Raw genomic sequence first — 25,869 nt, forward strand, 5'->3', positions numbered from 1 at the left:
CTTAGGTCTCTAGTTTTTCGGCGATGCGCAGCTTGGCGGAACGGGCCCGCGGATTCGCGCCGAGCTCTTCCCCGCCCGCTTCGATCGGCTTGCGGTTGATCAGCTTCACGGTGCCTTTGGTGCCGCAGACACACATCGGGAAGTCCGACGGGCATGTGCACCGCGCCACATACTTGTTGAACGTCTGCTTACAGATCCGGTCTTCCAGCGAGTGGAACGTAATGACAGCAGCCCGCCCGCCGGGGGCCAGGCAGCGGATCGTCTGCTCGAGCGCCTCTTCGAAGGCCCCGAGCTCATCATTCACCGCGATGCGCAGCGCCTGGAAGCTCCGCTTGGCCGGATGGCCCCCTGTGCGTCTGGCCGCGGCGGGAATGCCTTCTTTGACGAGCTCCGCCAGCTGGCCTGTCGTCTCGATCGGTGCAGCCGCACGGGCCGCCGCGATCTTCGAGGCGATCCGCCGGGCGAACTTCTCCTCGCCGTACTCGAACAGGATCTGGGCGATTTCTTTCTCGTCCCAGTCGTTCACGATATCCTTCGCCGTCAGCGGCGAGGTCCGGTCCATCCGCATGTCCAGCTCCGCATCATGGTTGTAGCTGAAGCCCCTGTCGGCCTCATCGAGCTGCGGGGACGAGACCCCAAGGTCGAACAGGATGCCGTCCACCTGCGGAACCCCGTCCTTCAGCACTTCGGGAATCTTGGAGAGCTCCCGCTCGAGAAAACGGAAATTGCTGCGAACCAGGCGCACCCGGTCACCGAATTCGGCAAGCTGCACCTTCGCATTGTTCAGCGCGATATCATCCTGATCGAAGGCGATCAAGAGGCCGCCCGGCCCAAGACGCGATGCGATCTCGCGGCTGTGTCCCGCCCCGCCGAGGGTACAGTCGACATAAATGCCGTCCGGCTTTATATGTAATCCTTCTACTGCTTCCTGCTTAAGCACCGTCACATGTTGAAACGTCATCACTTTCCTCCTACAACCTCGGCATCACTTCCGGGTTACAAATCAAAGTTAAAGTCGACCAGCTTCTCCGCAATCTCCGCAAACGATTCTTCCGACTGCTGGAAGTAGTTTTCCCAGATCGACTTGCTCCAAATCTCCACCCGGTTGGAAACGCCAATCACAACGCAGTCCTTCTCGAGCTTCGCATGCTCTACAAGGGTTTTCGGCAGGTTCACGCGGCCCTGCTTGTCCAGCTCGCACTCGGTGGCGCCGGAGAAGAAAAAGCGGGTAAACGCCCGTGCGTCGGATTTCATCAAAGGAAGCGCTTTGAGCTTCTGCTCAAGCACCGCCCACTCCTGCATGGGATAGACAAATAAGCATTGATCGAGTCCGCGGGTGACAATGAATGATGCTCCGAGGGCTTCACGGAACTTGGCCGGCACGATCATCCGGCCTTTCTCGTCCACGCTGTGCTGATACTCCCCCATGAACACCACCTGTCACCCCCTTTCCACCACTTTACCCCACTTTCCACCACTTGTATAGTTACAATTCGTTACATATGGCAAAAATCCTGCTCCGTCTTGAGACGAAGGCAGGATTTTTTGTAAAGAAATCTTTATTTTTCTGATTCTTTGGGTTCATCTTTGGGTATGTCCCCCACTGGAGAGGACACCGGATACGAACCGATGACTGGCTCCGGAGAGGAGATACTCCGCCTTCTGCGTCTCCACCGCCGGTAAAACCAGTACAATCCGCCTACCCCGGCGGCCAGCGGCAGGACCGGTAGCGCCCCCGCGAGAAACACCACCAGTCCCTCCAGCAGCAGGACCATGAAGGCGGCCGAGCCCTGCAGCGCCTCCGACGCACGGGTCCACAGCGGACCTCGCTCCACCGACTGGATTCGGTCTGCGGAGGTCACCTTCTGCTCCACCCGCAGCTCAACCGTCGAGTAAGCGACGTGCTGCTCCAGATAGCGCATGCGGCCGGTGATCCGCTCGATATCCTCCTGCACCTTGCCGAGCTCGGCGGAGAAGGCTACAAGCTCATCGGCCTTCTCCGCCTTCTCGATGAAGGAGAGCAGACGGGCTTCCACCGCCTGCTTGGCCTTCAGCCGGGCCGTCAGGTCTACGAACTCCTCGGTGACATCCTGTCCCTCCACGCTGCGCTGCAGCTGGGGATCGATGCCCTCGAGCAGCTGGATCAGCGGCTGGAACCCCCTGGCCGGCACCTTGATGACAAAAGAGCCGCTCTTGTCGGCACCCGCCGTATTCTCGCTGGAGGAAAGCACATAGGCACCCGACTGCCGGACTACCTCCTGAATCTTGGCGACGGCCTCGCTGTAGGTGTCCACCCGCATCGTAAGATTCGCCTTGTAGATGATTTGGCGTACGGGCGCTTCCTGCACTGCGGGGGCAGGCTGAGCTGTCATTGCGCCAGAACCTCCGCCTCCAGCCGCAGGGGCGATCCCCTTTTCATTCTGAACCTGCGCCTGGCCGGCAGCGGGAGCCCCCTCCGTTTCATTCTTCATCTGCAGCTGATCCGCAGAAGTACTACTGTTCGTTACCGCAGCCGCAGGACTCTCCGCCTCGCTCGCCTGCTTCGACGCCGCCCCGCCGCTGTCCGTACCGCCGCATCCGCTAACATAGGCCGCCAGCAGCAGCGAAGCCGCCAGTCCCCTGGTCCTTTGAAACCTGTTCCACACCGCTTTCTCTTTATTCACTTGCGGCACCCCCGTGTCCGTCAGTTTCCGGAAGCGTCCACCGCTTCCGTTACTTACCAGACGCGCAGGCGCCCGCCGGTGTTGCAGCTTCCCCCACAGCACAAAAAAACCTCTCTTGGACTCATCGTCCAAGAGAGGCTCTATCACGGGACTTCCTGCGGATCAATGCTCCGCCCAGGAGTCCAGGTATGCTTTTTGCTCGTCCGTCAGCGCATCGATGCCGATGCCAAGAGATTCCAGCTTGAAGCGGGCTACCTGCTCATCCAGCTCGTAAGGCACGTTGACCACTTTGCTGCCAATGGCCTTGTAGTTGTCGTTGACATACTTCAGGGACATCGCCTGCAGCGCGAACGTCATGTCCATGATCTCGGCCGGGTGCCCGTCGCCTGCCGCCAGGTTCACAAGACGCCCTTCCGCGAGAATGTAGAACTTGCGGCCGTCCTTCAGCGAGTACTCTTCGATGTTGCGGCGCACTGTGCGCTTCGACACCGACAGGGCCTCGAGCTCCGGCTTGTTCACTTCCACGTCGAAGTGCCCGGCGTTCGACAGAATCGCGCCATCCTTCATGACTTCGTAGTGCTCGCCGCGGATGACGTCACGGTTGCCCGTTACGGTAACGAAGAAGTCGCCCACCTTGGCCGCTTCGCTCATCGGCATCACTGCGAAGCCGTCCATGTACGCTTCCACGCCTTTGATTGCGTCGATCTCGGTTACGATGACGTTGGCGCCAAGGCCCTTGGCACGCATTGCCACGCCCTTGCCGCACCAGCCGTAGCCGACGACAACGACCGTTTTGCCTGCTACGACCAGGTTCGTCGTCCGGTTGATGCCGTCCCATACGGATTGGCCTGTACCATAGCGGTTATCGAACAGGTATTTGCAGAAGGCGTCGTTCACGGCCACCATCGGGAACTGCAGCTGGCCATCCTTCTCGAGCGACTTCAGACGCAGAATCCCTGTCGTCGTCTCCTCGGCTCCGCCGCGTACGTTCTTCAGCAGATCCTTGCGCTCCGAATGGAGGATCGTGACGAGATCGCCGCCGTCGTCAATGATGAGATCCGGCTCGGTTTCGAGCGTCTTGATCAGCAGTTCCTTGTACTCCTCCGGCTCCGGATTGTACTTGGCGAAGACGGTGATGCCGTCTTCCACGAGCGCCGCACACACATCGTCCTGTGTGGACAGCGGGTTGCTGCCGCAGATCGTGACGTCCGCGCCGCCGGCTTGAACGACCTTCGCCAGGTAAGCGGTCTTGGCTTCGAGGTGAAGCGAGATCGCAACCTTCAGCCCCTTGAACGGCTGCTCCTTCTCGAACTGCTCGCGGATCCGGTTGAGCACCGGCATGTGGGCGTTTACCCAGTCGATTTTGAGATGGCCTTCGGGGGCCAGCGCGATGTCGCGGATAATGCTGCGGTCTTTCGTATTTGCCATGAGTGAATCGCTCCTTTATGGATTCCAAAATAGGATTAGGGTGTTCCCATTACATATAAATGACTCGGTGCTTCCCATCGACCTGCAGCGGCTGCTCAAGCAGCTGTCCGATCCAGTCCCCACCGTAGCGGTTCAGGTAAGCAAAGATATTGTACACCCGCTCCTGCGGCCGGCCCGCCGGACAGATCGACGCTTCAATTCGCTGGAGCTGCCGGAGGCCCGACTCGTGCTGCGAGCGGAGGCCTTCTTCGGCTTTGTGATGCAGGAAGTCGATCTGCTCGAGAATCTTGCCAAGGTTCGTGTCACCGAGCTTCTTGAGCCCCGGATTGATCTCGCCCAGCGTACCGACCAGAGGCTCGTAGGCGCTGCGGAAGAGCGTCTTGACCTCGCCGAAACGGGACTCGAGCCCGTAAGCGTCCTGCTCTCGCAGCCACGCTTCCCGTTTCTCCTCCATGCGCTCCATGACATCCTCTAGGGAGAGGCCGTACTTCTGCATGTTCTTCTGGACGGTGCCCTCCACAAGCGTGAAGACAAGACGCGGCAGCAGAATCGGCATCCGCATCCCGAACAGCCGGAACGCTTCGCCGGTCTGGCCCCAGTAAGCGATCTCCGCCGGCCCCAGCACGGAGGCCAATACCGGGAACAGGTAGTCCTGCATAAGCGGCCGGGTCATGACATTGTTGCTGAGCTGCCGGGGCTCGCTCTCCGCCCGCTGCAGCAGTTCGTCCCGCGAGAAACGCCGCTCACCCTTGCGGTCGGCGAACCCGTCTTCCGTGCGGTAGAGCAGCAGGCGCTCCCCCTGTTCTCCATAGGTGAACAGGTTGGCCGAGGTCTCCTGCAGCTCCACCTGCGGCTCATATCCGAGCTCCTTAAGCTTGGCCGAACGGGCCAGCAGCGCCTCGTTCACTTCCGCGCTGCGCTCCAGCAGCCCGCGGAACATCGGTCCCTCGAGGGCGCGCAGCGCCGGATCGTCGGAGTCGATGAGCACGAGCCCGTGCGGCCCGAACAGGCGCGCCATGAGGCGGGCAAAGCAGTCCGTGAGCGTCCCCGACGCTTCAGCCGCTTCCCGGAGCGAGGCCAGGAGGCCTTCCTTGAACTCCGTATCCATCAGCGAGCCGCCCAGCTGGCCGATCGCTTCGGCCCACTGCTCTCCGGCGATCGCCATCCGGGATACCGAGGTCCGGATGCCTGCCGGATGCTCGAGCTTGATCCGCTCCACCGAGAGGGACGGGGACAGATAATCGATGTGGTTGACCTCATCGAAATCATGGTCCTCCCCGGCAATCCAGAAGATCGGAACGACCGGCCGGCCGAGCCGGACCGAAGCCTCCCGGGCCGCAGCGATGAGCGTCACCGCCTTGTACACGACGAGCAGCTGGCCCGTGAAGAGTCCGGCCTGCTGGCCGCCCGCAATCACCAGGGTGCGCGGATCCCGCAGCTTCTCGGCCGCAGCCAGAGCCTCGGGTGCCGCGCCTGCGCGCTCGTTGAAAGCGCGCAGCACATCTGCCACCCGCTGCCGGTCCACACCTGGGGGACGCTGCTCGTCCAGCCAGGCGGCCCGTTCCCGCCAGCTCTCTTCCTGCCATGGATTGTAGTCGAAGAGCCCGCCCGTCTTCTCGAACCGGGCGATATAATCATCGGTCAAAGGCTGGCCGGACTTCCATTGATATGCTTCCATCCGCAACTTCGACGCCGCCTTCCATGTGCTTAGTTCGTTATGTATGTATGCTTCCGCCCCTAACATCGATAGGGGCTCTTTCATTGTACACATCCGGCGGACAATCGTCAAAAATTAGAAACATTCGGCAGCGGCTCACCGTCCATAAAACGAAGGGGTATCAGAGAAGGCCCCGAACCGGAAGGAGGACGCCCCCATTCGTCATTTTACCGTCGCTTTATACGAAAGAATGCAGGTCCTCTCATATCTTCACCTGGTCCTGGAAGCCCAGGACGAGACAGACAATGACGAGAGCAGGAGTGAACTGCGCTCCAGCCTTTCGGGCTCCCTTACCGAGCTACGTCCGCTCATGACAAGATACCTGCCTCCCGGCATCGCCAGTGCCCTCTATCCTGCTGAAGATGCTCCTCCCCGCTTGGATTGGGATGCTGCCGCGAGGGATGCGGCAGCGGCTTGGTGTGCCGCTTGGAAGGCGGACTGGGACCGGGCATGCCGGTTGAGCCATGAGACCTTCCTGAGCATCAAGGATGCCCTGCCGGAGGCGCTGCAGCAGTTCCGGGAGACGTTCTCCCTGCATGATGCCCGCATCTTATCCGTTAACTCTGTAGAAGATGCCATCATCCTGTCCTTCGACTGTGCAGGCTGCCTCACGCATGCCGGAGCGCTCGAACTGCGCTTCCGCGGCGTGGAGATGACCGAAGAGCTTACTTCCGCCCTAAGAAGCGCGGTATGGCTCTACGACGAACTGGAGCTGACAGACAGCGGCTGCTTCGACTGGAAGGCACTCCTGCATGGCTTCCCCCATGGATTGGACTGCGAAGACGGCATCCTCGCCCTTCACGAGATCCGTATCGCTGCCCGGTCCTTCGATTACCGGCATACTGATTAAACCGGATCGTCTTATCACATTAAAAAAGGCTCCTCTCCCCGGGCGTATGAACGCTGCGGGGGCAGGAGCCTTGCTTTTCAGTACAGATGGCATGCCGTAAAGTGTCCCGGCTGGACTTCTTTGAATGCCGGCATGCTTGCGGCGCATTCCGGCATCGCCTTCGGGCAGCGCGTCCGGAACGGACAGCCGCTCGGCGGGTTCAGCGGGCTTGGAATCTCGCCTTCGAGAATGATGCGTTCCCGGGTGCGCTCCACATTCGGATCCGGAATCGGAATGGCCGAGAGCAGCGACTGGGTGTACGGGTGAAGCGGGTTCGCGTACAGCTCCTCGGAGGTCGTCACTTCAACCAGCTTACCGAGGTACATGACGCCGATCCGGTCGGAGATGTGCTTTACCATCGCCAGGTCGTGCGCGATGAACAGGTACGTCAGGCCGCGCTCTTTCTGCAGACGCTTGAACAGGTTCACGACCTGCGCCTGAACCGATACGTCGAGCGCGGAGATCGGCTCGTCCGCAATGATCAGCCTCGGATCAATCGCAAGCGCCCGGGCGATCCCGATCCGCTGGCGCTGGCCGCCGGAGAATTCGTGCGGGAAGCGCGTGGCATGCTCTTCGTTCAGACCTACCGCATCAAGCAGCTCGGATACGCGCTCCTTGCGTTTGCGGCCGCTGCCGAGACCGTGGATGTCGATCCCTTCGGCAATGATGTTGCCGACGGTCATCCGCGGGTTAAGGGAAGCGTACGGGTCCTGGAACACCATCTGCATATGGCGGCGGAACTCATGAAGCTTGCGGCCCGAGAGGGTGTGCACGTTCTCGCCGCCGAAGAGCACCTCGCCCCCCGTCGCCTCGTACAGACGGATGATCGTACGGCCGGCAGTGGATTTACCGCAGCCCGACTCGCCGACCAGACCGAAGGTCTCCCCTTCGGCAATCGAGAAGTTCAGGTTGTCGACGGCCTTGAGAATCTTGCCGCCGCCCAGGTTAAAATGCTTTTGAAGTCCGTTGACCTCCAGTAAAGGGCGTTTACTCATCGCGTGCCACCTCCAGCTTCAACGGGGCGCTCCACTTTCGGCGCATCCGGGTGCAGCAGCCAGCAGGCAGCTGAATGGGTTTCGGTCAGCTGGGTCTGCGCCGGATTTTCCTGAACACAGATGTTCATCGCATAAGGGCAGCGGGCCGCGAACGGGCAGCCCTTCGGTGGTGCGAACAGATCCGGAGGCGTGCCCGGAATCGGCACCAGATCGCTGTCCTTCGGCTGATCCAGCCGCGGAACCGAACGGAGCAGGCCCCAGGTATAAGGGTGTTTCGGGTTGTAGAAGATCTCGTCGACCGTGCCCTGCTCGGCCACCTGGCCGGCATACATGACGACAACGCGCTGGGCCATCTCCGCCACGACACCGAGGTCGTGGGTGATCACGATGATGGAGGCTTCCGTCTCTTCGGAGAGCTTCTTCATCAGATCGATGATCTGCGCCTGGATCGTTACGTCGAGTGCCGTAGTCGGCTCGTCGGCGATCAGCAGCTTGGGGTTACAGGCCAGGGCAATGGCGATCATGACACGCTGGCGCATACCGCCGGAGAATTCATGCGGATACTGGCGGATCCGCCCTTCGGGATTCGAGATGCCGACGAGCTTCAGGATTTCCACCGCGCGGGCGTCAGCCGCCTTCTGGCTCATGCCCTGGTGCTTGATCAGGCCCTCGGTGATCTGCTTGCCTATGGTCATCGTCGGATTCAGAGAGGTCATCGGATCCTGGAAGATCATGCCCATCTCCGAGCCGCGGATTTTTTCCATTTGTTTATCGCTGATTTTCGTAATTTCCGTCTTGCCGTCGAAGAGGATCGAGCCGCCTTTGATGACGCTCGGCGGCGAAGGAATCAGCCTCATGATCGTCTGGGCCGTTACGGATTTGCCGCAGCCGGATTCCCCTACGATCGCAAGCACTTCGCCCTTGTTCAGGTGAAACGATACGCCGCGGACCGCCTGCACTTCTCCGGCATACGTGTTGAAGGATACCCTAAGGTCCTTGACCTCGAGAAGGGGGTGGACTTTCGCTTTGGACATAGTGGTGCTCCCTCCCTACTTCCGCATCTTCGGATCGAGCGCATCGCGGAGGCCGTCACCGAGCAGATTGAAGCTCATGAGAATTAATGAGAATATGACTGTCGGAATCAGTACTTTATAAGGGTAGATCGTCATGCTCTTGACACCGTCGGAGAGAAGCGAGCCGAGTGATGCCAGCGGCGGCCGTACCCCGAGGCCGATGAAGCTCAGGAACGACTCAACGAAGATCGCGTTCGGTACGACAAAGGTAATCTGAACGATAATGATGCCGAGCGCGTTCGGAATCAGGTGGCGCAGGATAATCCGGGACGGCGAAGCGCCGAGCGTACGTGCGGCGAGGACGAACTCCTGTTCCTTCAGCGTCAGAATCTGGCCGCGCACCAGACGCGCCATCGGCACCCAGCCGGTGATCGAGTAAGCCAGAATGATGGTCCAGATGCTCGGACCGATCGTCATGATCATGAGGATCGTGATGAGCAGGAACGGAATCGAATATACGATCTCGATAACGCGCTGCATGATATCATCGACGCGTCCGCCGAAGTACGCGGAGATGCCCCCGTACAGGATGCCGATGACGAAGTCGATCAGAGCGGCGACAATCCCGATGAACAGGGAAATCCGCGTGCCCCACCATACCCGCACCCACAGGTCGCGCCCGAAATCGTCGGTGCCGAACCAGTGAGCGGCCGAAGGCCATTGGTTGCGGATCGTATACGTCTGTGTCGCATAGTCATAGCTTGAGAAGAAAGGCGCCAGGATCGCCATGACCATCAGGCTGAGGAGCGTGTACAGCCCCAGCATGGCCAGCTTGTTCTTTCTGAGTCTCCGCCAAGCGTCCTTCCAATAGCTCAAAGAGGGTCGTACGATCACTTCCTGCGATTGGCTTGACTTGGACAGAGGCTGAAATGCGTTGTTCTCCATTGTCTGCATCCCTGTTACCCCTTTCCTTTGGCCAAACGAATCCGCGGATCAATGAAGCCGTACGCAATATCCGTCAGGAACAAGACAAAGACGAGAATGACGGAATAGAAAATCGTAAGACCGCTGATCATCGTATAATCGTTGGTGAGAATAGACTGTACGAAGTGCTTGCCGAGACCCGGCACCGAGAAGATCTGTTCCACGACGAGCGTGCCGGTGATGACGCCGACGAAGACCGGACCGATGATCGTGACGATCGGCAGCAGCGCGTTGCGGAAAATATGCTTGAGCACGATGGACGAGCCCGAAAGGCCCTTGGCCTTGGCGGTCTTGATGTAGTCCTGGTTGACGACATCGAGCATCGAGGTTCTCATGAGACGGGCCAGGATCGCCATCGTACCAAACGACAGGGCAATGGCCGGCAGGATGCGGTGCTCCGGTTCGAACCAAAGGCCCGGAGGCAGCCATTTGAGCTTTACGCCTACAAAATAAGAAAGAAGAGGCCCGAGGACAAAAGACGGGATCGATACCCCTGCCACAGCGGTGAACATGGCGGTATAGTCCCAGTTGGTGTTATGGCGCAGAGCGGCAATGGTGCCAAGGGTGATGCCTCCGGCCAAAGCGAGAAGAATCGACCAGATGCCAAGCTCCATGGAAGCCCCCATCCCCTGTCCTATGACCTCGGTCACCTTGCGGGCGGGATATTGGAACGAGACACCCAGATCTCCCTTAATTACGTTGCCGAGGTACAAGAAATACTGCTCGGACAAAGGCTTATCGAGTCCGTACTGCCTGGCGAGAATCGCCTTCTGCTCCTGCGTCAGCTTCTCCGAATTCTCGAACGGGTCGCCGGGCAGATTCTTCATGAGCACGAACGTAAGCGTGACAATCAGCCATATGGTGATCACTGCGTAGAGAAGACGGCGCAGCGTATAGCGCAGCATAATCATTCCTCCTAACATTCAGTTTCTGCAATCAGACAGAAGGAGCCGCCCTTCGCTTAGCGGAAGACGGCTCTTTCCTATAAGTTGTTGCTTCTTACTTCACGGAAGCCCACTTCAGTTCGAACTCTACGCCGTATGGAGGGAAGAGCATGCCATCGATCTTCGTGCTCTTCACCCAGCTCAGGGCACGGAAGTAGTTCGGAAGAATCGGCATTTCCTGCAGGAGAATCTTCTCTGCATCCACCATGTACTGTGCACGCTTCGCTTTGTCCAGCTCGTTCTGTGCAGCTGTAATCAGCTTGTCATACTCAGGGTTGGACCAGTCCACATCGTTGAACTCGCCGCCCGTGATCCACATGTCGAGGAACGTCATCGGATCGTTGTAATCCGCGCCCCAGCCGGAGACCGAAGCCTGGTACTTGTGGTTGTTCTCGTTGTCGACACGCAGCTTGTGCGGCAGCGGCTGAGCTGTAACGTCTACGCCGAGGTTCTGCTTCCACTGGGCTACGATGAACTCAACGGATTTCGGACCGGTATTGTGGTCGTCAACCTGGATGGTGAAGTTAGGCAGCGACTGCAGACCGAGCTCGGCCAGACCTTCCTTGAGCAGTGCCTTGGCTTTCTCCGGATCGAACTTCGGCATCAGATCGCCTGCCGACTTGCGGAATTCGTTCCCGTTGCCGTCGCTTGTGCCGTTAGGTACGAAGCCGGTAGCCGGTACAGGACCTTTACCCATAACCGTCTCGATGTAAGCCTTGTTGTCGATCGCCATGCCGAGGGCTTGACGGACTTTCTTGTTGGCGAATGCCGGAACGTTCTTCTCGTTCAGCTTGATGTACCAGGAGGACAGCTCAGGCTGGAGCACGTACTCCGGCTTGCCTTCCCACAGACCGATATTGTCCGCGCTGATGACTTGAAGATCGGAAGCGCCGGTCTGGAACAGGTTCAGACCCGTGCTTTCTTCCTTCACAATGTTCAGGGTCACTTTCTCAAGCTTCACATTGTCTTTGTCCCAGTACTTGTCGTTCTTCACGAGAACGAGCTGTTGTTCATGCGCCCACTTCTCGAGCTTGAACGGACCTGCGCCGATAACGGACTCGGCATCCGCACCGTTTTTATTTCCGAACTTATCAACCACGTCCTGGCGCTGCGGGAAGAACGTCAGGAAGGAGAGCTGCTCGGTGAAGAACGGAATCGGACGCTCCAGCGTGATTTCAAGCGTCTTGTCGTCGATGGCCTTTACGCCCATCTCTTTCTTCTTCGCTTCAACTTCTTCCGGAGTCTTCGCTTTCTGCACGTCTGCGCCGCCCTTAACCCATGCCACCATGAAGGAATAGAGCGCCTTCGTCGCAGGGTCTACCGAGCGCTGGAAGGAGTATACGAAGTCCTGTGCTTTAACCGGTGTGCCGTCGGAATAAGTAACGCCGTCTCTCAGCGTGATCGTGTAAGTTTTGCCGTCCGCGGATACTTTAGGCATGTCCTTCGCAAGCGCAGGCTCCGCCTTGTTATCCTTATTCATGCGATACAGACCTTCACCTACAGCGTTCAGCACCGTGAACCCTGCGATCTGCGTTGTTTTGGATACATCGAGAGCACCCGGCTCCGTACGGTAGTTCAGCGTAACTTCCTGCTTCACAGCACCCGCATCTTTATTGTCGCCTGCGGCATTGTTGTTTGTCTCGCCGCTGCAGCCTGCGGCCGCGCCCCCGATAACGGTCAATACAACCGTCGTAGCCAAAAATTTACGAACGTTCATACAGTCGCTCCTTTAATTTCAAGATATATAAGATCAAGAACGATAATCGTTCATGACTTCGGGGAAGATAGGTTCACATGACGAAATATGTAATTTAATAGAAACGTTTGTCGTGTGAACATTCATGACATGTTAGTGACACGAAGAGCATAGAATAGATAATAACGAATTTACAGCGACTTGTAAACCTGCAATATCGAGTGAAAACGTTGCCAGATAGAAATTATACAACCATAGGTTAATAAAATCTACAAACATTTTTTTCCCGGCGGGAAAAACCTTAAAAAATGGAAAAGAGAGCCTTTTCATAGACTCTCCCAGTATAAGACAAAATTATGCATTTGTCGATTTCCAAGTATTCTCATAGGTTATGTAATCATATACTTGCCGATCCCGACCAGCAGAAGAAGCACGTAGCAGGCCGACAAAAAGACAAATCCCACCCGGCCCAGCGTCCGGGCGATCCGCACCAGATCGACTTTGCCCCTCTTGCGGTTCTGCATGTTGCCCAGCAGCCCGGCCGCCACAAGAAAGAGCAGCAGCACGGTCCAGCCGAGCATCCCCGATCCGAAGATGTTCCTGCTCATCACCGCCACGGAACCGATCAGAAACACGGATGTGATGTCCATGCTGTAGTGCGTTGCTTTGCGTTTGTCCCGCGTCAGCCCGTAGACCGCCCCCCAGGTCAGGAGGAACGCCGCAAAAGGCACCAGCGCGAGAAGCAGATAAAGCTGTTGAAGCCACTGCAGCAGTACGATCAATCTTCATCCCCCGATTCTATTGGCATTGTTGCGGGCTGCCCTCTCGTATGCCGCCCCTTCTCCTCCAGCGCACGGACCAGCGTGTACAGCGTCTCGTTGACGGGCAGCCGCACGTCCAGCCTCTGCGCTTCGCGCAGCAGTCCGCCGTTGATCGCCCCGATCTCCGTGGGCCGGCCCGCCAGCACGTCCTGCAGCATGGAGGACCGGTTGGCGGCCGTCGCCCGGCAGACGGACAGCACCTGCTCCCATAACCCCGGGTCCAGGGGGATCCCGAGACGCCGGGCCAGCTCCTCCCCCTCGCCGAGCAGCTCCCGCATCAGCTGCGGAACGCCCGGAAGAAGCGGCAGTTCGCCGTTCGGGACCTGCAGGATCGCCGTAAGCGGGTTGATGACGGCGTTCATGAGCAGCTTCTGCCAAACCCGTTGTTGGATGTTGTTCGACACCTCCGCCCGGAATCCTGCCCTCTCAAGGAGTGCCGCCAGATTTTTTTGTACGGAGAGCGCCGAACCTCCTTCCCCCGCGGCAGCACCGATCCAAGTCGTGCCTTTCCCGGTGTGGAGAGCCTCCGTGTCCGTCTGTTTGAGCGCGCCTTCCGTCGTGACGGCCAGGAGCAACCGCTGCAGCGGGAACGCCTCCGCCAGCACTTCCGCATGGCCGATCCCGTTCTGCAGACAGACCAGAACGGCATCCTCCGGGAGCAGGCGGCGGAGCGCCTCAGCGAAACCCGGCGTAACGGCGGTCTGCTTCACCGTAAGCAGCACCCAATGCCCACCGGGGGCTGCGCCCCGGTCCGGACCGTCACTGCCTTCGAGCAGGCGGACGGCGGGACGCACATGCAGAGGAGCCTGCGCCCCCCCGCCCGCTACGCCAAGTGTCAGCCCCTCCGCCTCAAGCCGCCGCCCCTGTTCGGGTCTGCGCACGACCAGCTCCACCGCAACGCCGGCTGCGGCGAGCCGCCCGCCGAAAAGCATCCCCAGCGAGCCCGCTCCAACGATCGTTACTTTTGCCTTCATTCTCATCTGCCCCCGCCCTTGACTTCTCTTGTTTCTTCATCATACCAAACCGGTCCGCCCGGGGGCCATCCCTCCCCTCCTCGCGGACATGCAAAAGCCCCCGGACCTAAGGACGCTGATGCGCCTTCGGGCGGGGGCTTGCGCGGCGGGGACTGCTGCTGCAATCGGAATATGTATCGCTTCTCCGGAGGACGACGCGGGAGAGCCTATTCGATCCGCTCCAGGTTCCCGTTCTCATCCATCTTGAACTTGGCCTTGCTCTCTTCCTCTTCTTCCGTCAGGAACGCCAGCTTGCGGGCACGGTCCATGATCTGAATGAGTGCTTTGTAATCATCGTTCACCACCCGGTAGTCCGTAGCGGTATCGTTCACCTGGCGGCTCAGCTCTTCATTGAGGCTTCGCAGTCGGTCGAGCTCATCCTGCTTATCGCCCAGTTCCTTCTCGAGCTGCCGGACATGGCGGGTCATCTCCTGGTAACTTCCCTTCCACTGCCGCAGGAACCGGATGACCGCATCGACCGAAAGTTCTTCGACGATCCCTTCGCTGCGTCCGCTCGGCTCGGGCAGTACCGTGCCGATGCCCGAAGCGACGGAAGCAAAGGCGGGAGCCGCCTGTTTCTTATGCTGGTTGCGCTTTTGACGCTGAGCCTTGGCGATGCCGATCGCCGCCTCGTATTTTTTGCGGACAAACGAGTTCCAGCGGAAACCGCAGGCGGCGGCGGTTCTGCCGATCTTCTCCCCGACTTCCTCGAAGGCGGCGAGCTGCGTGCTCCCTTCGCGGATATGCCGGAGCGTGACCTCCGCCAGTATCAAATCATCTTCCTCGCTCCAAGCGTCTTGTCTAATGGCCGTCATCGAAGCCGTCCTCCTAACCCCGGGGCCTTGGCCCCACATCTATGATCGGTGCTGCATGAATGTGTTGCGTTACTTTATCTCTATGCCCATGGTAGAGTTCATAGAATACTTTTCTAGTATTTTGTATTGCCATTTTTGCAGGACGTCATACATCATCCCCGCGGAAAAAGGAAACCGTATGGAGGAAGCCCCCGCCAAATGACTCAAATTCGTCACCGAATAACATTTACACTGATGGGCGCTTTCGTTATAATGTTGGTTAGTACGTAAAGTTTGGTAATGTTGACTGAAGAGAGGGGGATACAGGATGGATCGCATGTTTCGTGTTCTTGGCTTCTGGACACTTGTGATCGGGCTCGCGGCGCTCGCCGGCGACTTTATCCCGATGGCATTGATCTTTTTTGCCCAAACGGCGATTTTCATGCTCTTAGGATACATGAAATTGTCCGAACGTGCCTACATATTGATTTTTTGGGGATACATGATCCTCTCGTTCACGGGGTTCACGTATTGGTCTTTCTTCAAAATGCACGTGTAGTACAAGCCCTCCGGCCTTCGGCATAAGAAACAGGATAAACGGCTGCGCACTTCCCCGTGGAAGAACGCAGCCGTTTATTTGTGCACGGAAGGAAGGAGCATCCGGACTGCCGCGCCGCGGGTGTGGAAAGCTCCGCCCCCTCCCCCCTGATGTTAAAGTGTCAGTCCCCTGCCGCCTTTGATCTGGATCAGCACCTTGAACAGCTCCCCCATACTGTCACCGATCAGCAGCTGCCGGATCGCCCGGTTCCGCCGGGCCGCCGGGGAGAACGGATCCCTGGCATCATGATCCTGCAGCTTCTCGAGCACCCGGCCGTACCGGATCAGGAACGCCTTCTGCGTCATGAGCTCTTCGGCCGCAAGCCCGCACTCCCGCCCCTCCCCGATCAGCGCGCTGAAGGCGGTATGGGAAGTGATGTCCCGGCTGCCCGGAGCTTCGAGCGGCGTGTCCGAAGCCCGGTGCCCGTGATAGCAGAGGAGCGTGCCGTGCATACGGTGCGCCGCGTACAGCTCCTCGCGCTCGCAGCCGTAGTCGATCGTCATCAGGACGCTGCCCGGGGCGAGTGACCCGGAGACCCGGCGCAGCCAGGCCAGGGCATCCAGCGGAACCTCGAAGCGCTGGCCTTCCCGGCGGGGCAGCGCCTCCCGCTCGATGAACGAAGCGAGCTCTCCGCCGGCGGGTACCGGCCGCAGCACCTCGGCCAGCCGTCCCGCAGCTTCATCCCATCCGACGGCGATCTCCTGCCATTGGCCGCTGCGGTAGACGATACGGTAGACCGGCATGGCGTCCGGCAGCTCGTTCGAATACACCAGCGTATTCGGCCAGGGCCCTTCCGCCAGCCACTCGTCTTCGCCCAGGAAGCGGATGCGGTCCGCGTGCGCTCCCCATGCCTCGGCCTGCAGCCTGCGGTGATAAGGGCTGACCTCGACGCTGACAAAGGTCATCCGCCCGTACGCCTCCGGACAGCTCTCGCGGAGCCAATCCAGCACCTGCCCGGCCAGCCGGCCGCTGCCTCCGCCCCATTCCGCCAGCGTCCACGCCCCTTCCCGCCCTTCCGCGAACGCGGCGGCGTATCCGACAACGGCCTCACCGAGCAGGCTTCCCACCGAAGCGGCGGTATAAAAATCGCCCCCGCGGCCGATCTTCTCTTCATCCCGCATATAATAGCCGCAAGGCTCATGATACAGGCACAGCTGCATATAATCACGGAAGGACAGGAGTCCGCCCTGCTCCGCCATGGCCTGACGGATGATACCGAGAAGCAGCTCACCGGCCGCTGCCGCGGAAGCGTTTTTCTCTATTTGACCTGAATTTGTCACCACATTCCACCCGCTTTATCCATCAAATTCCAAGACAATCCGTGCGCTGTTCTTTATAATGGATATGAGTCTGCCTGCGTACAGGCAGCGAACGTTACCATGAAGGAGTGTCACCACTTGAACAGACCTTACGCGCTGCTGCGCACCCTTGCACTAGGCAGCGCTCTTCTGACCGCATCCGGCTGCACGGATCACGAGCTCTTGAAGCAGGAGCTCCAACAGGCGGCAGCCAAGCAGGAACAAATCAAGACCTACCGGTTCTCCGGCCATGCGGAGCTGGCACTCGATGCCTCCTTGTTCGAAGGGATGCTGCCCATGACCGCCGCCCTGCTCTCCCTCTTCAAGGACAGCCGGATCGAGTATAAAGGGGCCGCTTCCCTGGAGGCGCCGATCCGCATGGAGGCGGATATCACCGTGAAGCCCAAGGGGGCCGACGCCATAGAGCTTCCTTTGTTACTCCAAGATAACAAATTATACATACACATTCCAGCACTCAACCCTTCGGGCGAATATCTGCTGTTCCCGCTGCAGGAGTCCGAGAAGCTGCAGAACACCGGCCGCCTCTCCGCCCTCCTGAGCGAGCGCCTGCTTCAAGGGGTGAAGCCGGAGTGGATCGAGGAAGCGGAGGACACGCCGCCGGCGGATGCGGCCTCCAAACGGAGAATCATCTCGGTCACGAAAAAGAACCAGCAGGAGGTGGAAGCGTACCTCTCTTCCGTGCTCCCGGCCCTGCTCGAAGAGATGGTAAAGAACGGCCTCGGCACGCCGGCCCAGGCACAGGAGTGGACATCGGCTGCCGGCCGACTTCAGATCCAGCCCCCCGGCTCACTGGCCCTTGAGATCAGCAAGGACGGCTATCTGGAAGGACAGGAAGGCAAGCTCTTCCTGTCCACGGACGCGCATCCGGAACGCCAGCACGGAATCACCTGGAGCTACCGGACGACGGAGATCAACCAGCCCGTGGGCTTTACCCGGGAAATACCTGCGAAGGTCAAGACAGCGGAAGACCTTATGAAAGGCCTCCCCGCCCCCAAGTAAGAGGAACGATTCGGCCGTCGTCGGGCGGCCGTTTTTTGTTGTCATGAATTCCGGGCCGCATCGATACTCTTATTCTAAGAGGGATGGAGGGACATGCCGTGAGGTGGAGAACATGGATCAGCGCCGGAGCTCTTCTCGCCCTGCTGTGGTCGGGCACCGGCACAGGGGCCGCCCTTGCGGAGACGGCCCGTTCGGAGACCGGCCGCACCGGGATGGCGGCCGAGGACAAGCTGCTGCTCGAGAAAGGGCTTCAGCTCTATGAAATCGATCAGGAACTGGCCCGGATTACGGTGCAGGAAGCCGGGCTGCAGGAGAAAATAGCCGCCGCCCAGCGGGATGCCGAAGCAGCCCGGACCGCCGCGGATGAAGCCAGGAAGCATGCGGCACGCGTGATTCGCGCTTACAATATGGGAGAGCGGGATTCCTTGTGGGGCCTGCTCTTCTCGATCCGTTCCTTCAAGGATGCGCTCGTGGTCATGGACTATCTCCAGATGATCCTCGTACGTGACCGGAAAGCCTTGAAGGGGCATACGGCCGCCTGGACGGAGCTCAAGGCGAAGACGGCCGGGCTGGAAGAAGACGCGGCGCGTCTTGCCGAGACGAAGAGCAGGTATATCCGGCAGCGGGAACGCATGGCCGCCCTGCAGCAGGAGATTGACGCCGGCCTGGCCCGGTCGGCCGAGGCGGACAAGGTGCAGGAAGAGATGCGGAAGCTGAGCCAATCGTGGCGGGAGGAAGGCATTCCGCTGTTCCGCACCTATTTCCGGGCGCTGGCCAAGGCGCTCAAGGAGCTCCCCGATGCCGTGATGAATCCGGGCGCACAGACGACAGGCGGTAAACCTGCCGGTCAATTCATGCTCGACGGTCTGAACGCCTCCTTCCGCATCACCGACGGACAGCTTAATGCCTTTCTGCTCGAACAGAACGAGCTCTTCCGCCATATCCGCTTCCGCTTCGAAGACGGCCGGATTATCGCCTCCGGGACGCAGGATGGAACGGAAGTCCTGCTCGAAGGGCGGTATGAGCTGGCGTACAAAGGCGGCGATCCCGCGAAGCCCTATATCCGCTTCCGGACCGGGAAGCTCGAATATAACGGCTTCCAGCTTCCGGACACGACCATCGAAGCCTTCGAGAAGGAATTCGACCTCGGCATCTACCCCCAGCTCGTGTCCTCCCCGTTCCTGAAGCTTCAGGTCACCGGCGTGGAGCTCGAGACAGGGGCCCTGCATATTCTGCTGAAGCTGGCACTGTAACCTTAGCGGGTTGCAGCCGCCGGCTTTTTTGGCGCATAATGGGGCAAAAGGGAATCCCCGAAAGGAGCCGACCGACATGCCGATGACGCCAGTGTACGCCCTTCATATGGAACTGCCCGAGGACAAGCGTGCGGGCTACTACGCCCAGATTGTCAAAGGTCTGGCCGGCCGCACCCGGCTGCTGGACCGCGAGAAGGAGACGCTGATCTTTGCTTCGGCGGACGACCGGGACGCCGCCGTGCCGGTCATGGAGCAGTATAAGGTGCCCTGCGAGTTCGAGAACCTGCTGCGCCTGCCCTCTCCCCTGCGGCTCTATCCCGAGTTCAGCGATTATGGCTTCCTTAGCCGGCTTGAGCAGGCCTATCTTCCCGCTGAGCTCGCAGCCATCTTCCGGCTCGCCCCCGAACCCGGCACCGGACGCCCGGCCGAGCCGCGTCAGGCGGAGCTGCAGCTGCGGGAGCATCTGCTCGCCGATTGGCCAGACGAGGGTGAAGAGAAGACCTACGCCGTTCAGGCGCATCAGGCGGAGCTGGCCGAAGGCATCGCCCGCGCCTACGGCTGCAGGGCCGTGTGGCTGCACCGTCCGGAGGAATAGCTTCCGCCGGGATGACGGGCTCTCAGCGGCGGCGGACGCGAAGCCGCACATCCTTATGCGCCACACCGTACGGCCGGCCTCCCGCCCGAACCAACGTCCCTCCGGCCCTCCTCCCCGCTCAACCGCAGTATTTGCTCTAAGCGCCAAAAGACCCTTTTTCAGCGGACGGCCCGCCGAAAAAGGGTCTTTCTGTTCTGGGGCCCCGGTTACCACGCCCGGCGCCCCCTCACTCCGCCTGCTACAGCAAATCGGCCGCCAGCTGCGCCAGGTGCGACCGCTCCCCGCGCTCGAGCATGATATGGCCGGAGATGCTCTGTTCCTTGAACCGCTCCACCACATAAGTCAGACCGTTGCTCGACGCATCGAGGTACGGGTGGTCGATCTGCTCCGGATCCCCGAGCAGCACGATCTTGCTGCCCTCCCCGACACGGGAGACGATCGTCTTGATCTCATGCTTCGAGAGGTTCTGCGCCTCGTCGATAATAATGAACTGGCCCGGGATGGAACGGCCCCGGATGTAGGTCAGGGCTTCGACCTGAATGCTCCCGAGACCGGCAAGCACCTTGTCGATGTCTCCCGGCTTTTTCGTATCGAAGAGGAACTCCAGGTTGTCGTAGATCGGCTGCATCCACGGCCGCAGCTTCTCCTCCTTCTCGCCCGGCAGGTATCCGATATCCTTGCCCATCGGCACGACCGGACGGGCGATGAGCAGCTTCTTGTACTTGCGCTCGTCCTCGACCTTCATCAGTCCCGCAGCAAGCGTCAGCAGCGTCTTGCCCGTACCGGCCTTGCCGGTCAGCGTCACGAGCGGGATGTCGTCGTTGAGCAGCAGCTCCAGGGCCATCCGCTGCTGGGCGTTGCGGGCTGCAATTCCCCAGATGGGGTCATTGCTGAGGAAGAGCGGCTCGAGCTTCTTGCCGTCCGCATTGACCTTGAGCAGCGCCGACTTGCTCGAGCCCATCTCGTCCTTCAGTATGACGAACTCGTGCGGGTGAAGGGGGTAAGCCAGGTTCAGCGAGTTCGCGCTCAAATACCGGTACGTATAGAATTCGTCGATGACGGAAGGGTGTGCATGGATCGTGAGATGGCCGGAATAAATATCGCCCGGCATGTTCACGACCCGGTCCGTCAGATAGTCCTCCGCCGTCATTCCCAGCACGTCCGCCTTGATCCGCACCAATACGTCCTTACTGACCAGAATGACCGGACGGGGCTGAGGTTTTTCTTTTTCCTCCAGATGATAATTCAGCGCCACCGCCAAGATCCGGTTATCGTTCGTCACCTCGGCGAACGTTTCCTGCAGTTTGGCAAAGCTTTTATGATTCAGCTCCACTTTCAGGCTGCCGCCGCCGGGAAGCTCGATGCCCTCGAACAACCGGCCGCCGCTGCGGAGTCCATCCAGCATCCGGGAGATGTGCCGTGCATTGCGGCCAAGCTCGTCGGCATTGCGCTTCTTGGAGTCGATCTCCTCGAGCACCACCGCGGGAATGACCACCTCGTTATCCTCAAAGGCATAGACTGCATTGGGATCCTGCAGCAGCACATTGGTATCCAGCACATAAATTTTCTTCATGGTGAGTCCCTCCCAGGTATGGTGTTTGGCTTGCTTTAGCGAGAATACATAGATCCAGCCCCGAAGGACAAACTAACCAAAGCTGATGCCGTATAGAAAGGAAGATGGACTATGAGGAAGTTTGCCGCGGTGCTGCTGTTGTTGTCCGCTGCTGTATCTGGTTGTAACCAATCACCAAGGAATGGAGCTTCCCCCTCTCAGACAGATGATGCGAACCGGCAGGTACAGGTGAATCAAACGGCACCTCAGAAGAAGGAAATTACGGACTCCCGGGCCGTAGCCGACAGGCTGGAGCAGATTGCGACCTCCATACCGAATGTGGAAGGGGCCAACTGCGTCGTGTTCGGCAATACGGCAGTGGTAGGCATCGACGTACCGCAGGATATGGATCGTGCGAAAGTAGGTACGATCAAGCTGTCTGTGGCCGAGGCGTTAAAAAAAGATCCGTATGGTGTGGACGCACTCGTAACTGCGGATATGGATCTGGCGCAGCGCTTGCGCAAGGTAAGGGATGGGGTGCGTGACGGGCGGGGAATGAACGGTTTCGCCCAGGAGATGGCTGCCATCATTGGTCGTATTGTTCCCCAGCTGCCGCGCGATGTGGACCCGAACCAGACGAACCGGCCCCAGCATGCAAATCCGCAAATACCAGACAACAACTCGTAAGAACGTAAGAGGGCGGTAAGACCGCTCCCGTAAAGTCAGACCGTAAGAGTAAGATCAGCGTGTTCCTTGTTGAAGATAAGAATGGAGATAAGAAGGATAGTGGAGGTTGCCGGAATCCGGGCCTTAGCCAAGCAGGCAGCCCAGGGCTAGGTTCATTTTCGGGTATTTCAAAAAAGCCTGAGACCGTGATACTGTCTAGGCTTTTTTCATGACGCGAAACATCCGCGTGAGCGGAACTTGCGCCGCACGCTTGCTGCGAGTCTTCTCATATGGGGGTGGCGCGGATATGCGTCTGCTCCAGGCAGGGCATCACGCACCGAAGGAATATCTTGGGTCAAGCAGGCATGTGGGAGGGCTCCACCCTCAGGCGGCGTCAGCGCGCGCCCGCTGGCGGCATGAATGAAGCATTCATGGCCCACAGAGGTCACAGGGACAAGGGGATTCGACCCGATGGATGCCGACGCACGGAAACCAAGGGTGCCGCTGCGGATCCATACCCGCTGCCTGGCCTCCGGCCAAAGCTGCGCCTCCAAGCCGGGCGCCGGCAAACCGCATGCATGGTCGATGGTGCTTACGAGTGCGAAGGAATCATCTTGAAGTGCGAAGAGTTGTTCCGAAAGAGCTGTGATCGTTTCGGCCATAGGTTCCCCTCCTACCAAAGTGATCTCTACATCTGCTTCCATTATAACACAGAATCAAGCAAGCCAGCCACCGGCAGTTGTCACGATCTCTCCCTTCGGACGATGATAGTCTATTCTATCGGAACTCCGTGCAATATATGTCATTCATTGTATTTCGGGTTGGAATTAATATCGGTAAGAAGCTGGTCGGCCAGCTCGGCATCGAAGCGCTGCGTGCGGCTCTGTCCTTCCGCCGTGTAATCGATCCGGTAACGGTCCCCTTCCGGCTCATAAGCAAAGCTCTGGAGCCCGTGATCCTCCCGGAGAATCACTTCGAAGAATTCCCGCGTCTCCACAGCCGCACCGTCCTCCGGCCGGGCTGCGGCCACCAGCGAGATCTGAAGCCAATTGAACAAGGCATCCTGCAGATTCAAGCGCTCTCATTCCTCTCTCAGCAAAATGATTCCGCGGCCGCCGGACGCCCAGGACCGCATGATCCGTACCCACTCTTCCGCCTGCCCGTCGGCGGAAGCCAAATGCTCTGCGATCTCCGCCGCGGTCAGGAGCCGGTCGAGATAAGCTTCCGCGCAGTGGGACAGCACCCAGCCGTCTCCCGGTTCTCCGCCCGGATGGCGCAGGTGGATGCTCTCCCCGCCGCTCAGCGCAAACGCGCCGGCATCGAGGCCGCAGGCTTCCGCCTCCTCTTCCCCAGGCAGCAGATGGCTCTTGAAGGTCAGCGCCAGCCGCGGATGAAGCTCTTTGAGGGTCTCCATGAAGGCGGTCCGCCGCTCCTCCGGCTCCAGGAGGATCCGGTCCCCGCCAAGCACGACGGCTTCCTCCACCGCATCAAGCGGAACCAGCCAGTATGCAGCCATGCTCACTCCCCCTCTCTCCCTGCCGATAAGAACCGATCTTTGAACCGATCTTTTTTTCTTTACTGCTGCGACTTGCGGGAATTGCGGCCCTCGACAAAATAGCGGATCCGGACCATGAACATCAGCAGCACCGCTACGGACATGCTCGCTACCACCGGCAGCCCGAACAGCTGAAAATCAAGCAGCACGACGGAGAACACGGCCAGCAGAATATAAACGATAGCCGCTTTCAGGATCGGCAGCCTCCGTGTACGGAATACCCGGTTATAGACGAACGACATCAGCACGAATATCAAAAACCAGGTCAGCGCCGGATGGGCGCGGAACCATTCGGTCATCCTCATCTTCCCCTTTTGGTGTTGTTTGGATAAACGGCCGCGCCGCCCGGGATGGACGGCGCGCGTTTATGAACAATGGCAGAGAACCTACAATGGCGTCTTCTCCGTGGTAGAAAACGCTATGTAATTTCAAAGAAAGCTCTGATTGCTCAGAGCTCTCCTGCTTGTACCTGTATGCTTATACGTTCGCTTCGGCGTTCTTACGGTTCTTCTCGGCACGCTCGCGCTCGCCCTTATTCAGGATCTTCTTGCGCAGGCGGATCGACTTCGGCGTAATTTCGCAGTACTCGTCATCGTTGAGATACTCGAGAGCCGCTTCAAGGGAGTACAGGCGAGGCGTCTTCATCTTCACCGTATCTTCCTTCGTTGCCGAACGGACGTTGGTCAGCTGCTTTTCCTTACAGATGTTGACGATGATGTCGTTGTCGCGGTTGTGCTCGCCGACGATCATGCCTTCGTAAACTTCGGTGCCCGGCTCCAGGAACAGGGTACCGCGGTCTTCTACGGACATCATGCCGTAGAACGTCGAAGTGCCGTTCTCGCTCGATACGAGCACGCCTTCGTGACGTCCGCCTACGCCTGCGCCCGCATATGGACCGTAGGAATCGAACGCGTGGTTCATGATACCATAGCCGCGTGTCAGTGTCAGGAAGTAGGTACGGTAGCCGATCAGACCGCGCGCCGGAATCAGGAATTCCAGACGGACGTTGCCCGAGTTGTTGATCATGTTGACCATCTCGGCTTTACGCGTCCCGAGGCTCTCCATGACCGCGCCCATGCTCTCTTCCGGCACGTCGATGATGAGACGCTCGATCGGCTCCATCTTCACGCCGTCGATGTTCTTGATGATAACCTCTGGCTTCGATACCTGCAGTTCGAATCCTTCACGGCGCATGTTCTCGATGAGGATACCCAGGTGAAGCTCACCGCGGCCGGATACGATGAAGGCATCCGGGCTGTCGGTTTCTTCCACGCGCAGGGATACGTCGGTCTCCAGCTCCTTGAACAGACGCTCGCGCAGCTTGCGGGAGGTGACCCACTTGCCTTCGCGGCCCGCGAACGGGGAGTTGTTGACAAGGAACGTCATCTGCAGCGTAGGCTCGTCAATCTTGAGGACCGGCAGGGCTTCCGGATTCGCCGGATCGGCGAGGGTTTCCCCGATGTTGATGTCCTTGATCCCCGCGATGGCGATGATATCGCCCGCGCCCGCTTCTTCGATCTCGAGGCGCTTCAGGCCCTGGAAGCCGAAGAGCTTCTCGACGCGCGCCTGCTTCACTTGACCTTCGCGGTTGATAACCGCGATGGACTGGCCTTGGCGCACCTTACCGCGGTTGACGCGGCCGATGGCGATACGGCCGAGGTATTCGTTGTAATCCATCAGCGTCACGAGGAACTGCAGAGGCTCTTCCACGCTCTCGGTCGGAGACGGAATGTGTGAGATGATCGTCTCGTACAGCGCCAGCATGTTCTCATCCTGCTTCTCGGCATCCAGACCCGATGTTCCCATCAGAGCGGAGGCGTACACAACAGGGAACTCCAGCTGGTTGTCGTCCGCGCCGAGCTCGATGAACAGGTCGAGCACTTCGTCGATAACTTCCGCCGGACGCGCGTTCGGACGGTCGATCTTGTTCACGACGACGATCGGCGTGAGATGCTGCTCGAGCGCCTTGCGCAGAACGAACTTCGTCTGCGGCATCGTGCCTTCGAAAGCGTCGACGACCAGAAGCACGCCGTCAACCATCTTCATGATCCGTTCCACTTCGCCGCCGAAGTCGGCGTGTCCTGGGGTATCCACGATGTTGATCAGGTAATCTTTATAGGAGATCGCCGTGTTCTTGGCCAGGATGGTAATCCCGCGCTCCCGCTCCAGATCGTTGGAGTCCATGGCTCTATCCTGAACGGCTTCATTGTCGCGGAAGGTGCCGGACTGCTGGAGAAGCTTGTCTACAAGCGTGGTCTTCCCGTGGTCTACGTGGGCGATAATAGCGATATTACGAATCTTGTCTCTTGAATGCATTAGTCACAAAACCCTCTCTTCGATTTTGGGCTGCCCAGAGGGCGGGCCCGGTTGTTCCG

At 59.3% G+C, this 25,869-nt stretch carries 25 protein-coding genes; 6 read left to right on the forward strand and 19 right to left on the reverse strand.

Going from position 1 to position 25,869, the window contains the following annotated elements:
* Position 1 precedes the first annotated feature (1 nt).
* The 5 genes from rsmH to bshC form a co-directional block, all read right to left on the reverse strand.
* Positions 2-961, reverse strand: coding sequence for a 16S rRNA (cytosine(1402)-N(4))-methyltransferase RsmH (gene rsmH / locus PM3016_RS26950; protein WP_013917762.1), 960 nt, complete (start codon positions 959-961; stop codon positions 2-4).
* Between the two features lie 35 nt (positions 962-996).
* Positions 997-1,434 carry a division/cell wall cluster transcriptional repressor MraZ gene (mraZ, locus tag PM3016_RS26955; RefSeq protein WP_014652279.1) on the reverse strand — a complete coding sequence of 146 codons (438 nt, stop codon included), beginning with the start codon at positions 1,432-1,434 and terminating at the stop codon, positions 997-999.
* Between the two features lie 125 nt (positions 1,435-1,559).
* A complete protein-coding gene (locus PM3016_RS26960) occupies positions 1,560-2,663 on the reverse strand; it encodes a DUF4349 domain-containing protein (protein WP_164923397.1) in 1,104 nt (367 codons plus the stop codon).
* Positions 2,664-2,825: 162 nt separating this feature from the next.
* On the reverse strand, positions 2,826-4,091 hold the full coding sequence (locus PM3016_RS26965) for an adenosylhomocysteinase (RefSeq protein WP_013917765.1): 1,266 nt from the start codon (positions 4,089-4,091) through the stop codon (positions 2,826-2,828).
* A 49-nt stretch (positions 4,092-4,140) separates the two neighbouring features.
* The gene (gene bshC / locus PM3016_RS26970) at positions 4,141-5,769 is read right to left on the reverse strand and encodes a bacillithiol biosynthesis cysteine-adding enzyme BshC (protein WP_236628849.1); all 1,629 of its coding nucleotides are present in this window, start codon (positions 5,767-5,769) and stop codon (positions 4,141-4,143) included.
* A gap of 196 nt (positions 5,770-5,965) precedes the next feature.
* Here bshC and PM3016_RS26975 point away from each other — a divergent pair, with 196 nt between their 5' ends.
* Complete coding sequence (locus PM3016_RS26975; protein WP_476638830.1) at positions 5,966-6,658, forward strand: DUF4085 family protein; 693 nt, start codon at positions 5,966-5,968, stop codon at positions 6,656-6,658.
* A 77-nt stretch (positions 6,659-6,735) separates the two neighbouring features.
* Here the strand turns inward: PM3016_RS26975 and PM3016_RS26980 are convergent, their stop codons facing one another.
* The 8 genes from PM3016_RS26980 to PM3016_RS27015 all read right to left on the reverse strand — a co-directional run bounded on the left by PM3016_RS26980 (position 6,736) and on the right by PM3016_RS27015 (position 14,978).
* Positions 6,736-7,692 (reverse strand): ABC transporter ATP-binding protein, encoded by a 957-nt coding sequence (locus tag PM3016_RS26980; protein WP_013917768.1) that lies wholly within the window; start codon positions 7,690-7,692, stop codon positions 6,736-6,738.
* A complete protein-coding gene (locus PM3016_RS26985; RefSeq protein WP_013917769.1) occupies positions 7,689-8,726 on the reverse strand; it encodes an ABC transporter ATP-binding protein in 1,038 nt (345 codons plus the stop codon). Before PM3016_RS26985 ends, PM3016_RS26980 begins: the two co-directional genes overlap by 4 nt.
* A 15-nt stretch (positions 8,727-8,741) precedes the next feature.
* Positions 8,742-9,659, reverse strand: a complete 918-nt coding sequence (locus PM3016_RS26990; protein WP_014371641.1) for an ABC transporter permease — start codon at positions 9,657-9,659, stop codon at positions 8,742-8,744.
* 5 nt (positions 9,660-9,664) lie between these two features.
* Positions 9,665-10,594 (reverse strand): ABC transporter permease, encoded by a 930-nt coding sequence (locus PM3016_RS26995; protein ID WP_013917771.1) that lies wholly within the window; start codon positions 10,592-10,594, stop codon positions 9,665-9,667.
* A gap of 94 nt (positions 10,595-10,688) precedes the next feature.
* A complete protein-coding gene (locus PM3016_RS27000) occupies positions 10,689-12,350 on the reverse strand; it encodes a peptide ABC transporter substrate-binding protein (protein WP_014371642.1) in 1,662 nt (553 codons plus the stop codon).
* Positions 12,351-12,718: 368 nt separating this feature from the next.
* Complete coding sequence (locus PM3016_RS27005; protein WP_013917773.1) at positions 12,719-13,111, reverse strand: DUF3397 domain-containing protein; 393 nt, start codon at positions 13,109-13,111, stop codon at positions 12,719-12,721.
* Positions 13,108-14,124, reverse strand: a complete 1,017-nt coding sequence (locus tag PM3016_RS27010) for a ketopantoate reductase family protein (protein ID WP_014371643.1) — start codon at positions 14,122-14,124, stop codon at positions 13,108-13,110. Before PM3016_RS27010 ends, PM3016_RS27005 begins: the two co-directional genes overlap by 4 nt.
* A 206-nt stretch (positions 14,125-14,330) precedes the next feature.
* Complete coding sequence (locus PM3016_RS27015) at positions 14,331-14,978, reverse strand: RsfA family transcriptional regulator (protein ID WP_014371644.1); 648 nt, start codon at positions 14,976-14,978, stop codon at positions 14,331-14,333.
* Positions 14,979-15,285: 307 nt separating this feature from the next.
* Between PM3016_RS27015 and PM3016_RS27020 the strand changes: the two genes are divergently transcribed.
* Positions 15,286-15,516, forward strand: a complete 231-nt coding sequence (locus PM3016_RS27020; protein ID WP_014371645.1) for a DUF2626 domain-containing protein — start codon at positions 15,286-15,288, stop codon at positions 15,514-15,516.
* 152 nt (positions 15,517-15,668) lie between these two features.
* Here PM3016_RS27020 and PM3016_RS27025 read toward each other — a convergent pair whose 3' ends face one another.
* On the reverse strand, positions 15,669-16,835 hold the full coding sequence (locus tag PM3016_RS27025; protein WP_014371646.1) for a class I SAM-dependent methyltransferase: 1,167 nt from the start codon (positions 16,833-16,835) through the stop codon (positions 15,669-15,671).
* A 117-nt stretch (positions 16,836-16,952) separates the two neighbouring features.
* Between PM3016_RS27025 and PM3016_RS27030 the strand changes: the two genes are divergently transcribed.
* The 3 genes from PM3016_RS27030 to PM3016_RS27040 all read left to right on the forward strand — a co-directional run bounded on the left by PM3016_RS27030 (position 16,953) and on the right by PM3016_RS27040 (position 19,721).
* Positions 16,953-17,873, forward strand: a complete 921-nt coding sequence (locus PM3016_RS27030) for a hypothetical protein (protein ID WP_014371647.1) — start codon at positions 16,953-16,955, stop codon at positions 17,871-17,873.
* Positions 17,874-17,971: 98 nt separating this feature from the next.
* Positions 17,972-19,126, forward strand: a complete 1,155-nt coding sequence (locus tag PM3016_RS27035; protein WP_014371648.1) for a hypothetical protein — start codon at positions 17,972-17,974, stop codon at positions 19,124-19,126.
* A 76-nt stretch (positions 19,127-19,202) separates the two neighbouring features.
* On the forward strand, positions 19,203-19,721 hold the full coding sequence (locus PM3016_RS27040) for a hypothetical protein (RefSeq protein ID WP_014371649.1): 519 nt from the start codon (positions 19,203-19,205) through the stop codon (positions 19,719-19,721).
* Between the two features lie 238 nt (positions 19,722-19,959).
* Here PM3016_RS27040 and PM3016_RS27045 read toward each other — a convergent pair whose 3' ends face one another.
* Positions 19,960-21,294 carry a PhoH family protein gene (locus tag PM3016_RS27045; RefSeq protein WP_013917781.1) on the reverse strand — a complete coding sequence of 445 codons (1,335 nt, stop codon included), beginning with the start codon at positions 21,292-21,294 and terminating at the stop codon, positions 19,960-19,962.
* 111 nt (positions 21,295-21,405) lie between these two features.
* Between PM3016_RS27045 and PM3016_RS27050 the strand changes: the two genes are divergently transcribed.
* Positions 21,406-21,960 carry a YhcN/YlaJ family sporulation lipoprotein gene (locus PM3016_RS27050; RefSeq protein ID WP_014371650.1) on the forward strand — a complete coding sequence of 185 codons (555 nt, stop codon included), beginning with the start codon at positions 21,406-21,408 and terminating at the stop codon, positions 21,958-21,960.
* Between the two features lie 781 nt (positions 21,961-22,741).
* Here the strand turns inward: PM3016_RS27050 and PM3016_RS27055 are convergent.
* The 4 genes from PM3016_RS27055 to typA all read right to left on the reverse strand — a co-directional run bounded on the left by PM3016_RS27055 (position 22,742) and on the right by typA (position 25,810).
* Entirely contained in the window at positions 22,742-23,014 is a 273-nt protein-coding gene (locus PM3016_RS27055) for a hypothetical protein (protein WP_013917784.1), read from the reverse strand.
* Positions 23,015-23,020: 6 nt separating this feature from the next.
* Complete coding sequence (locus tag PM3016_RS27060) at positions 23,021-23,455, reverse strand: hypothetical protein (protein WP_014371652.1); 435 nt, start codon at positions 23,453-23,455, stop codon at positions 23,021-23,023.
* A gap of 59 nt (positions 23,456-23,514) precedes the next feature.
* Entirely contained in the window at positions 23,515-23,793 is a 279-nt protein-coding gene (locus tag PM3016_RS27065; RefSeq protein ID WP_014371653.1) for a YlaH-like family protein, read from the reverse strand.
* 178 nt (positions 23,794-23,971) lie between these two features.
* Complete coding sequence (gene typA / locus PM3016_RS27070) at positions 23,972-25,810, reverse strand: translational GTPase TypA (protein WP_013917787.1); 1,839 nt, start codon at positions 25,808-25,810, stop codon at positions 23,972-23,974.
* Positions 25,811-25,869: the final 59 nt, after the last annotated feature.

The sequence above is a fragment of the Paenibacillus mucilaginosus 3016 genome, from assembly GCF_000250655.1.
Taxonomy (GTDB): domain Bacteria; phylum Bacillota; class Bacilli; order Paenibacillales; family NBRC-103111; genus Paenibacillus_G; species Paenibacillus_G mucilaginosus.